A 13,356-nucleotide genomic window follows, 5' to 3' on the forward strand; every position below is an offset into this window, starting at 1 on the left:
TTTCTCCTTCCTTGGTTGCTTAGGGTGGCAAGGTCGTGCAGTGGTTGGCTGCTTCGGCGAGTTGCAGGGTGATGGTCATACCTTGATGGGCGGTTACGGTGGTGTTGGTTCGTGCATCAGTGACCGTTGCAGCGAAATTCCAGTCGGTATCACGGCAAACTCCTCCGCCGAGGCAGAATGCTTCGGGGTGGTTGGGAGGTAGGCCCTCTTTGGTAATCTCGATCATCGGTGTGTGGTCGGAGACTCGAAAGCATTGCGGCGTTGAAAGGTTGACCGTGTAGTCGGATGTTCCATCGCCGTTGATATCCACCGCGATGGGGGATGCCGAGACGGCGACAGGGTCAAAGGCTGGTGGAAGGCCAAGCAGGCGTTTGTTCTCCATCGCCTGACTGACTGCTGTAATGACGGCTTCCAAAGCAGAATCTGCGGCCGACATGGCCTCTTGTCGTGCCTGTGTATTGCCCACCACGCGAAGGTTGCTGCCGGTGCTGTTAAAGGCGCTGATGGCAAATAGGCTCATCAGCACCAGAAATATCAAGGTGACCACCAAGGCGCTGCCGCGCTGAGTGAGTGGAGCGTTCATGGCGATGTTGGGGTATAGGGGACAGTTTCGCGACGACCCGCTTCGTTGATGATGCGGACGGTGCTGGTGTATACGCGCCTTTTAAATCCGCTGGTATCCCCAGAGACAGTAGACGCTGCACCCAATTGATAGGTTTTGTCGCTGTCGCTGTAATCAGCGGAGCGGTCAACGGTGCGTGCCAGCAGGTGCAGCCGGACGGCAACCACGTTGTCCCATTTGTCCGCCCCTGCTGTGGTGCTCAGGTTCGTCTGGAATACGTCGGGTTGACCGTCTGCATTCGTGTCAAACCCATATTCCAGCACCATGTTTTCAATACCCTCCACGAGTGGGACAGCCACCATGGTCGTGCCACGCAGCTCGGCCATCTTCAGCGTAGGTATGCCATCGCTCACGCTACCGCATTCGCTGCAACTGGCCAGGTAATAGACGCGGGACACGTACCGGCGTACTTGTGGGTTGGTGGTCGCGCAATCCATGGCCTTGAGGTCGAAGGCTGACGCTGAACCTGCGGCCGCCGCCTTGAATGGAACTCCATCTGAGCTGCAGCGTGAGCTTTGAACATAGGTCGTGCCTAGCGCGGCCGAGGCGGGGTTCACTGGTGCACCTTCGGCGCTCAGACGGTGGACGACAAATGCAGGCGTGTTGTCAAGGCGATCGATGAGACAAGTAGCGCTAACTTCGGAACCTGAAATGCCCATGATGGGCATTGGCACAGTGGTCAATGAAAATCCTAATGCACTGGTTGCGCAAGCCTCTGGGGAGGAGTACGTGATGCCATGCAGAGGAATCTCTGCATAGTAGCCAGCGAGACTGATTTCGTCATGCAGCAGCTCTACCGCATACCGGCCGTTCTCAATTTGGCGGATGCTCTTCTCCAGTTCGTTGCCAGATTGGCTGGAGTTGGCAAACATCAGCGCCAACCCGGCGACCAGAATGAGCCCGACGGTCATCCCCACCATCAGTTCGATCAGCGAAAATCCCTTCTGCCGGGGGCGCACCTTGTATTGGTGCATTGCGTGTGGAAGGGTTTTCATGGCGTCGAAGCAGGTGGGGCCGGCGTTATTACCAACAGCGAACCAACTTGCACCACTACCGAAACGGTTCGTCGCATGTCTTCGCTGCTGAAGTCGTTTTTTCCACACAAATCGACCGGGGCGCTTGTAGCTTGGATGCCTTGCCATGCGATCGATACTTGGTAGAAATTAGCCGAAGGGGTGGTAATACAACCGCGCGCATTCAGCATGGCTCCCACCATAGTGCTGCCTTGTTTTTCTCCTGCCCCTAGGATGGCATTGGCCCAATCGCAAAGGTCTTTCTGTGCTGGTGTGAGCGAGGTGTCGGTGCAATCGCCTGGGGGCGTGGCGCCAATGTCGTCGCTGACGTACGATGCCGCGCTCGCACGATTCAGGTTGATGCGTTCAGCCATATCATTGACCAAGATGAGCGCTTGCGAGCGTTGATATGCCTCCAGATTGGCCACCTTGGTACGTGCCTGCAAGCCTATGAAGCCCAACGTGCCAAAAGCGACGATCAACATAGCGATCAGTGCTTCGATCAGGGCGACGCCCTTTTGAGTGCAGACCTGTTTTGTCATGTTGGACACACAGCGGTAGAACTTTTGGGGCGGCCCGATGGGTCGATAGAGATGCAGCGGTTATGTGCAGCGCTGCTGCTCGTGAATGCAAACCGAGCTACGTTGGTGAGGTTGGACGCCCGACCGTTGCGGTCGAATGTGATGGTTGCCGGACCGCTGATGGCTACACCTGAACCCACAGCGCTTTTTCTGCTGAGCACCTCTGCTCCCACAGTAACGCTCCAACCCGACTCCCACCGGCCTGTGGCGTTGCTTGCGTCTCTGGTAAGCGTGACCGGTGTGGATATTTCCCCGCGTTTCAGTGCTTCACTGCGTGCCAGCGTGAGGTCGGCCATCAAGTCAAAGGCGGCTGAGCGCATGCGCTGTGCTTCCAGGAGGGCGCGAAACGAGGGGGATGCTAGCGACACTATTACAGCCAATACGGCAACCGCCACCATCAACTCAATGAGCGTAAAACCGAGGGCAGGGCGGCGTCTGGCGGTGCTCATGGTCATTCCTCTACCAGCAGCCCGTCTGGGCGCTTCCGTTTTTCACTGCGGTCTTTGTTCCGGTGTGGTTCACACCCAACGTGCCGCACTTGTCTTTGGTTTGGTCACCTTGTGGCGTGGCCGTTGCGATGAACGACGGCGGCGTGCTGGCTGGTGCGCTCACGCCGATCGTGTAGTGGGGAGTGATTTGGGGGGGGATAGTGATGCCGAGCGAAGCAGCCGTTGCTGCATAGCTTCGTGCGTCCAGCAGCATCTGTTGTTGGCGCGTGCCAATGTTCATAAGCACCGATTGCGCCTCGGCCCGGCGTGATTTGCGCACTTGGTCCTGATAAGACGGATAGGCAATGGCCGCCAAGATACCGATGACTGCCACTGTGATCATCAGTTCTATAAGGGTAAACCCTTTATTTTGTTCCATGCCGTTTTTCCTTTGCCAAGTAGCAGCATTGATTTGTGTGTGAATTTATCACATGTAAAAAAGTTGTTGCAGCTTAATGCAATAGGTTGGTTGGGATGACCGGTAGGGAATAGCTGACATGCGGTAGGAGGCTGTGTTCCTACGATTGTTGGATTGGCGACACACCATTGAGCGAGATACCGCATGGTGGGATGGCACATGCTGCGAAACTCGCGGAAAATGTCCGGTTACTCCAACCATTCATGCAAGATCGACTTACCTGGACCCAAGCTGCATTTGCCCGCATCCTGCGGCCGGCGGTGCGTCTTGCCTTGGCAATGGGTCTGAAGCATCCTCAGCTCGAAGAAGTGCTGCGCGACCTGCTTGTCGATGAAGCTCGGAATCTCTGGCTCAAAAAGGGTGGCGCGAAACCCAATCTCAGTCAGTTGTCCACCACCACGGGGCTAAATCGCAAGGATGTGACAGCCCGGGTGCGTGATACCCGGACTGTCTTGCCTGCAACGGAAAGCTCAGCTGCGGCGAAGGCTTATACCGCTTGGATGCAAGTTGTTGCAGAGGACGAGTCGATGCGCAAGTTGCCTTTGGCGGATTCAGGGGACGGTCATTCCTTTGAATTACTGGCGCGGTTTGCCACCCGTGGCAACGTTCACCATCGCACCGTATTGGAAGAGTTGCAGAGGCTCAATCTGGTCGCTCTTTCCGAGGGCGAGGTTCACTTGCTGGGGGACAGTTTTTTGCCGACTGCCAGCCTGCGCGACATGCTTGCCTTTTTGGGCGACAACGTGCGTGATCATTTGCAGGCAGCAGTCTCCAACACGCTAGGTGAGCAGCCTCGCATGCTCGAGCGAGCGGTCTATGCTTCGGGTTTGACACTTGGCGATTGCGAGCGCATACATCAGCTCACTCGCGAGCATTGGGACGCTGTTCACCACCGACTCGTACGGGAGATGACGGATGCGGTTCAGCAGAGTGATGGGCAAGGAGTAGGGCGCATGCGCGTTGGGATCTACACGTACTACGAAGATGAACGGGGTTCATCACATTCCACGGATGCCCCAGAGATTCATACAGAAAAAGGCGTTGATCTGTCGGATGCCCCTGATTCAATGACAGGAAATCGAGGACAAGCCTCATGAATGTATTTATTCGATCCGTATTGCTAACGCTGTTGCTGGTGCTGGCAGCCTGTGGCGGTGGTGGCGTCTCCGTTGCTGGCATGGGAGGTTCTGGTAGTGGAGGCGGGGTAGGTTCCGGGGGCACCGGTATTAGCACTTCTGCAGTCGGAGTTGGTGTTGTGGATGGCTTCGGCAGTGTGATTGTCAACGGCGTGCGATTTGCCACTGACGCTGCTCAGATCAGCACCGAAGATGCGGATTCGTTGCGTTTGGGGATGACGGTAATGGTAAGTGGCACCATTAATTCAGACCTAACCACAGGCATCGCGACCACGGTGCTTTCGGTCCCCGAATTCCGAGGGTCCGTGACAGCGATTGATGTCGTCGCGGCCGAATTCGGGCTATGGGGTAGCAGAATTTCGGTAGATGAGGCAACGGTTTATGACGGCTTTACCGCACTGTCGACTATCCCGAGGGGGGCGAATGTGCAGGTCTATGCCCTGCCTGTTGCAGACGGGCGATGGCGCGCAAGTCGCATTGAGCGCGTGGATTCAGGCGGTCCTTTGATCATTGTGGGCGCCATTCAGGAAATTGATTTTTCATCCAAGACTTTCCGTCTCGACGGGCAGCTTGTTAACTTCGGCGCTGCATTCTTCATTGGCGACTTGGAAAGCGCTTCTCTGGTAAACGGCATGACTGTTTATGTCCGCACCACCGCCATGCCAGTCAATGGTGTTGTCAGTGCTCAACAGATTCGGCCTGGCCATGTCTTGCCGACGGTTGGCAAATTTGCCGCCAATCTGCTGGGGATCGTGTCGAATTTCAGCAGCTTGAGTTCTGATTTCGTTCTTTACGGAGTACGAGTGAACGCCGCATCTGCGCGGATTACCGGCGGACCATCCGCTAGTATCGGTAACGGTGTCAAGCTGGAGGTAGCAGGAACTATGGTCGACGGTGTGTTGATGGCATCGCGAGCGCGCATTCGACATGTTCCTGGTACAGGGGGGCCGGCTTCCTTTGAGTTGATAGGTGCTGTTGGAGCCTACCAGTCGATAGCGGATTTCCTTGTCAACGGACAACCGGTCAGTGCCTCGGGAAACAACGTGGTGTTCATCAATGGTTCCCCGACAAGCATACGTAACGGTGTGCGAGTTACTGTGCGGGGTAGCCAGGTGATCTCGGGGGTGCTTCAGGCCGAGGAGATCCGGTATGAATGAAACGCTGCATGCTCTTTGGGTTGGGGGCAGTTGAAGTGGAGTGCAAGCAGCAACACTTCAGTTGTCAGCCAATGCAGGCCCCATGTCATGTGTCAAAAATTCCGACGCTTGACCTGCCGTCTCAAAAATCCGGTGGGTGCCGTCGAAGTAAAGAATGGTCACTACCATCGTTTGGGCAGAAAAAAACCGCTCAACGTTAGCTGAGCGGCATTGGCCGTGTAGGCTCCGCTTGGAGCCGACAGTCGCGAGTTGGTCAGCTGCTGCGGCGGTGGCGCGCAAAGTGCGCACCCAGCAAGCCCAAGCCCAGAAGTGCCAGCGTGGCTGGCTCGGGAACTGTACTACCGGGTGCACCGATCACGAAAAGGTTTTCGGTGCCATCGTTCGCATTGTTGAAGACGAAGCGGAACTGGACCGTATCGGTTGCGGAAAATGAAGAAAAGTTGCCGAGTAGGTAGTCGGCGTAGCCATTCCCGTTATTACCCGCTGGCACATTGCCCGTAGCGGTTGTCGAAAATGTATCTACGACGCTGTTGTTCAACAGCATATAGAAAGCGGTCAGCGTTTGTGCAGGCCCACCCTCATTGATATCAAGACCAATCAGGAGGGAGTTGCCGGCTCCAATGATGTTGAGAAGTGTCTGGCCGCTGTAAAGAGGTGAAAGAGCATCGTAGCCGTTCACATTGCCGCCTGTGGGCAAGGCCGTTGAAGCAAATCCTCCATTTGTACAAGAGGGGTTGCTGAAGATGCATGGGCTTTGAACGGTCTGTTGGTAAAGATTGCCAGGCACGGCGTTCAAAGTAACGACGTTGGCAGATGCGCCACCACCAAACGCAAGGCCTGCCATACCGAGCGTTACCGCAAGAATTTTGGTGTTCATGATTTTTCACTCCTGTTACTCGTGCGACGGCTCGAGTCGTGAAGGGCTGTGCAATATGCGTGCCTGTGAAGTTTTCCCATATCTGACAACGATTTGCAGTGCTGACTCCGTTTCGTCTTCGGCGTAATGTCAAAAAATCCGACACACATTTGAGCCGACTATGGATTGCGCGGTAGTTACAGCACTTATTCACACGCAGTTACGATTGTTTCCCTGCTGAAGGCTGTGTCCTACAGCTTCGGGGTCTTGGAGTAGTTAACCTCTCGGTGTGAAAAATTCACATTTATGCGCTTTGCATTGACAGTGCGCCATTCCCAGAGAGGTCCTCTATGAAAATTCTCCAAAGTCTCAAATGCACCATAGGCGCCGCCCTGCTGGCCGGCTTGGCTGCCTGTGGCGGTGGCGGTGACAGCACGGGCAGCGGCACGCTGCGCCTGGCGCTGACCGACGCGCCCAGCTGCGGCTACGACTCCGTCCATGTGACTGTCTCGAAAGTGCGTGTGCACCAGAGCAGCAGCGCCAGTGATGCCGATGCCGGCTGGTCCGAAGTTGTGCTGAACCCCGCGAAGCGCGTGGACCTGCTCAGCCTGACCAATGGCGTGCTGATGGAACTGGGGCAGATTCCGCTGCCCACAGGCAAATACACCCAGATGCGTCTGGTGCTGGCCGACAACAGCACCAGCCAGCCACTGGCCAATGCCGTATGGCCCACCGGAGGCAGCGAAGTGGCACTGAAGACGCCCAGCGGCCAGCAATCGGGCGTGAAGACCAACATCAACATCGACATCGCCGAGAACAAGATGGCCGACTTCGTGCTGGACTTCGATGCCTGCAAGTCGGTGGTGCAGGCCGGGGCGTCGGGCCAGTACCTGCTCAAGCCGGTGGTCACCGTCATTCCACGTTATGTGTCCGGTGTGCAGGGTTATGTGGACTCGGCCCTGGGGGCAGGCGCCACCCGGGTGTCGCTGCAGCTCAATGGCACCATCATCAAGGCCACCGTGCCCGACAGCACGGGCAAGTTCCTGCTGCAGCCCGTGGCGCCAGGCAACTACACCCTGGTCATGGCCGCCCCTGGGCGCACTACCGCCGTGGTTACGGGCGTGCCTGTGGTGGCAGAAACCGTGACCCCGGTGGCCAGCGTGGCTTTGCCTATCGCTCTTGCACCCTCGGCCAGCGCCACCGTTTCGGGCACTGCACCAGCTGACACCCTGGTGCGCGCCATGCAGCCGCTCACGGCGGCCGGCACCGTGGAGATCGACGGAGCGTATGTGAACAGCGTCACCGGCGCCTATGCCTTCTCGCTGCCGGTCAATGCGCCGATGGTGGGGGCCTATGCCGCAGCGCCCGCACCGCTGGTGTTCGCTGCCGATACGCAAGCGGCCGCCCGTTATACCCTGCGCGCCAGCCTGCCAGGGTTCGCGGACAAGCAAACCGTGTTGCCCCCGCTCACCGCTGGTGGCAGCACTACCGCCAACTTCACGTTCCCCTGACGCATCGCAGGAGGTGCTGGGTGGCGGTCGATTTCTAGTCGAAATGGCTTCCAGCGCTTTTCTGTAAAGCGCCACGAGCGAAAAATTCAGTGTCAACCCCGGGGGCTGTTGCTTGCGCACAGCCCCCGTTCTTTTGGGAGGCGGTGGACGAGCGCAAGTCGCAACCAAGCAGCCTCTGCGTTGCCCCAGTTGCACAAGGACGCAGGCTTGCCCGCGTGCAATTGACCCAATTGGGGGTGTGCACGGCCGGTTGGGGAGTGCTATCGCACCGGAGCGCTTGTGCCTGGCCGAATGATCGGATTACGCCCGGCTGCGACTGCGACTGCGACTGCGACTGCGACCGCGACCGCGACTGCTGGCCGTTGCGTCGCGGCAGCGATGGCTGTTGTTGGCGGCGTGTTGGGCGAATCGGCCTGATTGCGTTGAACGGGTCAATAATGCAGTCTGGCGCCACGGTTTGATAAAAAAGTGGCGTTGACGCCTTTGCAATAAGCGCCATCAGCTATCAAATCAGGAGTTTTTGTGTTGCCTGTTCACGGACCCGCCTTGCGTGGGGGTGCCCTGGCGCTGCTGGCGGCGGTGCTGTTTGGCGTCAGCACGCCGCTGGTGCAGCACCTGGGCGCTGGCCTGGGCGCTTTCAGCACGGCGGCGTTGCTGTATGCCGGTGCTGCCGGCATGGGGGCGGTGTTGCGCAAGCCGGTGCAGCAAGAGGCACGCTTGCGACGGGCCGACACGTCCCGCCTGCTGGCCATGGCGGGTTTGGGAGCGGTGGTGGGGCCGGTGGCGCTGGCCTGGGGGCTGCAGCGCACCAGTGGCAGCAGCGCATCGTTGATGCTGACGCTGGAGGCGCTTTTCACCGCGCTGCTGGCCTGGCGTCTGTACCACGAAACCATGGACCGGCGGGTGTGGGCGGCAATGCTGTTGCTGCTGGCCGGGGGCGTGGCGCTGGTGGTGGACCAGGGGCGCCTGGGGGGCGTGGAGCTGGCCGGTCTGCTGGCTGTTTTGCTGGCCACGATGGCCTGGGGGGCGGACAACACCTTGTCGCGCGCCCTGGCCGAGCGTGACCCGGCGCAGGTGGTGCTGGTCAAGGCGGCGCTGGGCGCCAGCGCCACGGCGGTGCTGGCCTGGGGCCTGGGCGAGCCCATGCCCACTGCGGCGGCGGCCTGGGGCATGGTGGCTGTGGGGGCCACGGGCTATGGGCTCAGCCTGCGTTGTTACCTGCTGGCGCAGCGCGCGTTTGGCGCGGCGCGCACGGGTTCGGTGTTTGCGTTTGCGCCGTTCATCGGCGCGGTGCTGGCGTTTGCCATGGGCGACCGCACTGCCGGTGGGCTGGTGGTGGTGGGCGGCCTGCTGATGGTGGCCGGGGTGGTGTTGCACCTGGCCGAAACGCACGAGCACCCGCATGACCACGAGGCCACCGAGCACGAACACGCACACCGGCACGACGACGGGCACCACAACCACGCCCACTCCCCGATGCCTCAGGGCAGCCACAGCCATTGGCACCAGCATGGGGCCCAGTCGCACACCCATGCCCATGTGCCCGATGCCCACCACACGCACCGGCATTGATACGGAGTGGCCTTCAAGCGGCTTGCGCCCTGGGGTCGCCTGGATGCGCTGCGGCTTTGCGGCGGGTGATCGGATCAAAGACACGCCTGGACGAGCGCACCCTTGCACAGTCGGAAGCAGGCACCGGGCAAAATACGCGCCAGCGCCACACACGCGCGCATCCATTCAGGCGATGACCAAGGCGGTTTTCCTTGCTCTCTCAGCCCTCCCCACACGCCGCACCATGAAATTCAACGATTTTTCTGACGACTCCGAAGACTCCGAAGACTCCGAGCACACCCCCGCGCAGCGCTCGGCCGCCGCATCGCGCAGCACCTGGGTGAGCGTGGGCGTCAACCTGGTGTTGTCCACCATCCAGATCGTGGTGGGGGTGCTGGCCAAGTCGCAGGGCCTGATAGCCGACGGCATCCACTCGCTGTCCGACCTGGTGGCTGATTTCGTGGTGCTTTTTGCCAACCACCACTCCCAAAAAGACGCGGACGAGGGCCACCCTTACGGCCACCACCGCTTCGAGACGGCAGCTTCGCTGGTGCTGGGCCTGCTGCTGCTGGGTGTGGGCGTGGGCATGGTGTGGTCGGCGGTGGTCAAGCTGGAGAACCCCGAGGCCATTGCGCAAGTGCATGTGATCGCCCTGTGGGTGGCGGGTGCCGCGCTGGTGGGCAAAGAACTGCTGTTTCGCTACATGCTGGCCGTGGCCAAGCGCGTCAAATCGAGCATGCTGGTGGCCAATGCCTGGCACGCGCGCTCGGATGCGGCTTCGTCGCTGGTGGTGGGCATCGGCATTGCGGGCAACCTGGCGGGTTATCCCATCCTGGACCCCATTGCCGCGCTCATCGTGGGCTTCATGGTGGCCAAGATGGGCTGGCAGTTTGGCTGGGATGCGCTGCACGACCTGATGGACCGATCGGTGGACGAACAGGAAGTGCAGGCCATTCGCCAGACGCTGCTGGAGACACCTGGCGTGAGCGGCGTCCACGATGTGCGCACGCGCAAGATGGGCGACATGATTGTGGTGGACGCCCATCTGGAGGTGAATGCAGCCCTCACCGTCGAGGCGGGCCATGACATTGCGGTGCTGGCGCGCCAGCGCGTGTTGCAGCGCCACCGGGTGCTCAACCTCATGACCCATGTGGACCCTTGGCGCAAGCCCGACCTGGACCATCCTGCGCCGCCCGTGCGCAGCGCGCATGGCGCGCCAACGCGGTAGCGAATCAGCGAAGCGTCGAATCAGGCTGTGCCACGCGCGCCGGAGGCGGTGTGGCGCTGGTGTCGGCCCGCCAGCCGCACCAGCTCCAGCCACACCAGGCACAGCGCCAGCAGGCAACCGGCCACCACGGCACCCTGGGCGCCGGGCAAGGCCAGCCCCATCAGATGGCGCAGCCAGGCAATGCCCATCACCGCAGCCAGCAGCACCACCATCGCGGCGGCAATGCGCCAAAGCCAGGGGTTCGGGTCGGTCACGCCCAGCAGCGCGGGGCGCGACAGATCCCGGTTGGCCAAAATCAGCAACAGCACGCACAGCACCAGCGTGCCAAACACCACGGTGCGTCCCTGGTTGGAGTGCCAGCCCTGGTGCACCAGCCAGGCCTGGCCGCCCAGCAGCACTGCCGCCAGGCCCAGGCCTTGCAGCACCGACCACAGCAACGGTGCGGCCGCAAAGGGCGAGTCGGAGACCGGGCGCGGTGCGCGTGCCATGGTGTCGCTGTCTTCGGCCTCGGCTTCGAAGACGATGGAGCAGGCCGGGTCGATCAGCAACTCCAGCAGCACGATGTGCACCGGAAGCAGCAGCACCGGCCAGTGCAGCAGCGTGGGCACCAGCGCCAGCCCGATGATGGGCACATGCACGGCAAACACAAAGCGCACGGCCTTGCGGATGTTGCTGTCAATGCGCCGCCCTTGGCGGATGGCAGCCACGATGCGGGCAAAGCTGTCGTCCAGCAGCACCAGCGCGGCGGCCTCGCGCGCCACGTCAGTGCCGCGCTCGCCCATGGCAATGCCCACGTCGGCGGCCTTGAGGGCGGGCGCATCGTTCACGCCGTCGCCGGTCATGGCCACCACCTCCCCGCTGGCGCGCAGCAGTTGCACCAGGCGCAGCTTGTGCTGGGGCTTGAGGCGCGCGCACAGGTCCACATGGCGCAGCCGCTCGCTGAGGGCGGCATCGTCCAGCGCCTCCAGCTCCGCGCCGGTGATGACGTCAGGGCGGTCTGACAGGCCGACCTGCTGGGCGATGGCGCGGGCCGTGGCGGGGTGGTCGCCGGTCATCATGATCACGCGGACACCGGCACGTCGGCACTCGGCCAGTGCGGCGGGCACCTCGGTGCGCGGCGGGTCGGCCAGGGCCACCAGGCCGAGAAAATCAAAGTCGAAATCGTGCTGGCTTTGCGGCCACGGCGGGCTCTGGCCGGGTGCCGGGGCTGCGCCTTTCCAGCGGCCGCGCGCCACGCCCAGCACGCGCAGGCCGCGCTCGGCCATGGCCTCCACTTGGTGGCGGATGGCGCCCTGCTGCGTGGCGTCAAGGTGGCACAGGTCGGCCACGGCCTCGGGCGCGCCCTTGGTGGCCAGCAGGTGCACGTTGGGCTCGTCGCTGGCAAACACGCGCGTCATGGCCAGAATCTCGCCCGAGAGGGCGTATTCAAACTCGGGTTCGCGTCCATCGTGCACATGCTCGGTGCCCTGCAGCCACTGGTGGCCAAAATGCTGGATGGCCTTTTCCATCGGGTCGAACGGGTCGGCGGGCGTGGCCAGCATGGCAAATTCGGTCAGCAGGTGAAAGTGCTCGGGCAGTTCACTGGCGCTTTCGGGCCGGAAATGCTGCTCGCCGCTGGTCAGCTCGGCCACGGCCATGCGGTTCATGGTGAGCGTGCCTGTTTTGTCCACTGCCAGCACCGTGATGGCGCCCAGCGCCTCAACAGCGGTCACGCGCCGCGTCAGCACCTTCTGGTGCGAAATGCGCCACGCTCCCAGCGCCAGAAACACGGTCAGGATGACCGGAATCTCCTCGGGCAGGATGGCCATGGCCAGCGCAATGCCCGACAACAGGCTTTCGAGCAGCGGGCGGCCGTTCCACCACCAACCCAGCAGTACCTGGGCCAGCGCCAGCACCAGCGCGCCAATTCCGAGATTGCGCACCAGTCGGCGCGAGCCCTGCTGCAGCGCAGAAGGCGGCTCTACCGTGGCGGCAATGTCGGCGCCAATGCGCCCCACGGCCGTGTGGGCGGCGGTGGCGCACACCTGCGCCACCGCCACGCCGCGCGTGACCACGGTGCTGGCGTAGATGGCCCCCACGCTTGCCACTTCGTGTGCTGCGCTGCCCCCCGAGGGGGCTGGCCTGGCTTGGGGCGGCCCGGCGTTGGCGGCCGGGGCCCCCACGCTTGCCACTTCGTGTGCTGCGTTGTCCCCCGAGGGGGCTGGCCTGGCTTGGGGCGGCCCGGCGTTGGCGGCCGGGGCCCCCGCGCTGGCAGATGCCTGCGCGTTCTGGCTGTCTTGTGCCAAGGGCAGTTTGGCCACGGGCACGGCTTCGCCGGTGAGCAGGGATTCGTCCACTTCGAGCTGGCCGTCGAGCAGCAGCGCGTCGGCGGCAATGCGGTCGCCCTCGTGCAGCACGAGCAGATCGCCGCGCACCACCTCGCGCCCGGCAATGCGCTGTTCCTGCCCGTCGCGGATCACCAGCGCGCGCGGGGCCGACAGGTCGCGCAGGGATTCGAGCGCGCGCTGGGTCTTGCGTTCTTGCGCCAGCGTGATGCCGATGACCACAAACACAAAGCCCAGCAAGAACAGCGCCTCGCCCCGGTCGCCCAGCGCCAGGTAGATGCTGCCAGCGGCCAGCAGCATGAGGAACATGGGCTCGGTAACCACGTCCCGCACGATGGCCAGCGTGGACTTGGGCGCGCTGCCCGGCAGCAGGTTGGGGCCTTCGGTGGCGAGGCGGCGGGCCGCCTCGGCAGCGCTCAGCCCTTGACGCGCTGGTGTCGCAGGGGGCGCCTGGGTTTCGGGAGTGGGCAT

The 13,356-nt window shown here is 61.8% G+C and carries 12 protein-coding genes; 5 read left to right on the forward strand and 7 right to left on the reverse strand.

Annotated elements, in window-relative coordinates; all coding sequences use genetic code 11:
* Positions 1 to 19: 19 nt before the first annotated feature.
* Genes K226_RS0110805 through K226_RS0110820 form a run of 5 tightly spaced genes read right to left on the reverse strand, consistent with a single transcriptional unit; the run spans position 20 to position 3,083 of the window.
* The gene (locus K226_RS0110805; protein ID WP_024814819.1) at positions 20 to 583 is read right to left on the reverse strand and encodes a PilX N-terminal domain-containing pilus assembly protein; all 564 of its coding nucleotides are present in this window, start codon (positions 581 to 583) and stop codon (positions 20 to 22) included.
* Positions 580 to 1,617, reverse strand: coding sequence for a PilW family protein (locus tag K226_RS0110810; RefSeq protein WP_238324219.1), 1,038 nt, complete (start codon positions 1,615 to 1,617; stop codon positions 580 to 582). Before K226_RS0110810 ends, K226_RS0110805 begins: the two co-directional genes overlap by 4 nt.
* Positions 1,614 to 2,177, reverse strand: a complete 564-nt coding sequence (gene pilV, locus K226_RS0110815; protein ID WP_238324220.1) for a type IV pilus modification protein PilV — start codon at positions 2,175 to 2,177, stop codon at positions 1,614 to 1,616. The genes K226_RS0110810 and pilV overlap by 4 nt, the downstream gene beginning before the upstream one ends.
* Positions 2,174 to 2,671 carry a GspH/FimT family pseudopilin gene (locus K226_RS19500; RefSeq protein WP_369795430.1) on the reverse strand — a complete coding sequence of 166 codons (498 nt, stop codon included), beginning with the start codon at positions 2,669 to 2,671 and terminating at the stop codon, positions 2,174 to 2,176. Before K226_RS19500 ends, pilV begins: the two co-directional genes overlap by 4 nt.
* Before the next feature lie 4 nt (positions 2,672 to 2,675).
* Positions 2,676 to 3,083, reverse strand: a complete 408-nt coding sequence (locus tag K226_RS0110820) for a type IV pilin protein (RefSeq protein ID WP_024814822.1) — start codon at positions 3,081 to 3,083, stop codon at positions 2,676 to 2,678.
* Between the two features lie 242 nt (positions 3,084 to 3,325).
* Between K226_RS0110820 and K226_RS0110825 the strand changes: the two genes are divergently transcribed.
* Positions 3,326 to 4,219: a DUF6502 family protein gene (locus K226_RS0110825; RefSeq protein ID WP_024814823.1), complete on the forward strand. Its 894-nt coding sequence runs from the start codon at positions 3,326 to 3,328 to the stop codon at positions 4,217 to 4,219.
* Positions 4,216 to 5,415, forward strand: coding sequence for a DUF5666 domain-containing protein (locus K226_RS0110830; protein WP_024814824.1), 1,200 nt, complete (start codon positions 4,216 to 4,218; stop codon positions 5,413 to 5,415). Before K226_RS0110825 ends, K226_RS0110830 begins: the two co-directional genes overlap by 4 nt.
* Before the next feature lie 253 nt (positions 5,416 to 5,668).
* On the opposite strand, the gene K226_RS0110840 is transcribed toward K226_RS0110830, so the two are convergent.
* Positions 5,669 to 6,292 carry a PEP-CTERM sorting domain-containing protein gene (locus K226_RS0110840; RefSeq protein WP_081739364.1) on the reverse strand — a complete coding sequence of 208 codons (624 nt, stop codon included), beginning with the start codon at positions 6,290 to 6,292 and terminating at the stop codon, positions 5,669 to 5,671.
* Between the two features lie 329 nt (positions 6,293 to 6,621).
* Here K226_RS0110840 and K226_RS0110845 point away from each other — a divergent pair, with 329 nt between their 5' ends.
* The 3 genes from K226_RS0110845 (at position 6,622) to K226_RS0110855 (ending at position 10,561) form a co-directional block, all read left to right on the forward strand.
* Positions 6,622 to 7,782, forward strand: a complete 1,161-nt coding sequence (locus K226_RS0110845) for a DUF4382 domain-containing protein (RefSeq protein ID WP_024814826.1) — start codon at positions 6,622 to 6,624, stop codon at positions 7,780 to 7,782.
* A gap of 525 nt (positions 7,783 to 8,307) precedes the next feature.
* The gene (locus K226_RS0110850; RefSeq protein WP_051463475.1) at positions 8,308 to 9,354 is read left to right on the forward strand and encodes a DMT family transporter; all 1,047 of its coding nucleotides are present in this window, start codon (positions 8,308 to 8,310) and stop codon (positions 9,352 to 9,354) included.
* A 223-nt stretch (positions 9,355 to 9,577) separates the two neighbouring features.
* Positions 9,578 to 10,561, forward strand: a complete 984-nt coding sequence (locus K226_RS0110855) for a cation diffusion facilitator family transporter (RefSeq protein WP_024814828.1) — start codon at positions 9,578 to 9,580, stop codon at positions 10,559 to 10,561.
* Between the two features lie 20 nt (positions 10,562 to 10,581).
* On the opposite strand, the gene K226_RS0110860 is transcribed toward K226_RS0110855, so the two are convergent.
* A complete protein-coding gene (locus K226_RS0110860; protein WP_024814829.1) occupies positions 10,582 to 13,356 on the reverse strand; it encodes a cation-translocating P-type ATPase in 2,775 nt (924 codons plus the stop codon).

The sequence above is a fragment of the Acidovorax sp. JHL-3 genome, assembly GCF_000526295.1.
Taxonomy (GTDB): Bacteria; Pseudomonadota; Gammaproteobacteria; order Burkholderiales; family Burkholderiaceae_C; genus Acidovorax; species Acidovorax defluvii.

Bases quoted from the DNA above. Each gene is read 5' to 3' on its own strand.
- K226_RS0110805 (WP_024814819.1), bottom strand. From the start codon at position 583: ATGAACGCTCCACTCACTCAGCGCGGCAGCGCCTTGGTGGTCACCTTG.
- K226_RS0110810 (WP_238324219.1), bottom strand. From the start codon at position 1,617: ATGAAAACCCTTCCACACGCAATGCACCAATACAAGGTGCGCCCCCGG.
- pilV (WP_238324220.1), bottom strand. From the start codon at position 2,177: ATGACAAAACAGGTCTGCACTCAAAAGGGCGTCGCCCTGATCGAAGCA.
- K226_RS19500 (WP_369795430.1), bottom strand. From the start codon at position 2,671: ATGACCATGAGCACCGCCAGACGCCGCCCTGCCCTCGGTTTTACGCTC.
- K226_RS0110820 (WP_024814822.1), bottom strand. From the start codon at position 3,083: ATGGAACAAAATAAAGGGTTTACCCTTATAGAACTGATGATCACAGTG.
- K226_RS0110825 (WP_024814823.1), top strand. From the start codon at position 3,326: ATGCAAGATCGACTTACCTGGACCCAAGCTGCATTTGCCCGCATCCTG.
- K226_RS0110830 (WP_024814824.1), top strand. From the start codon at position 4,216: ATGAATGTATTTATTCGATCCGTATTGCTAACGCTGTTGCTGGTGCTG.
- K226_RS0110840 (WP_081739364.1), bottom strand. From the start codon at position 6,292: ATGAACACCAAAATTCTTGCGGTAACGCTCGGTATGGCAGGCCTTGCG.
- K226_RS0110845 (WP_024814826.1), top strand. From the start codon at position 6,622: ATGAAAATTCTCCAAAGTCTCAAATGCACCATAGGCGCCGCCCTGCTG.
- K226_RS0110855 (WP_024814828.1), top strand. From the start codon at position 9,578: ATGAAATTCAACGATTTTTCTGACGACTCCGAAGACTCCGAAGACTCC.
- K226_RS0110860 (WP_024814829.1), bottom strand. From the start codon at position 13,356: ATGCCCACTCCCGAAACCCAGGCGCCCCCTGCGACACCAGCGCGTCAA.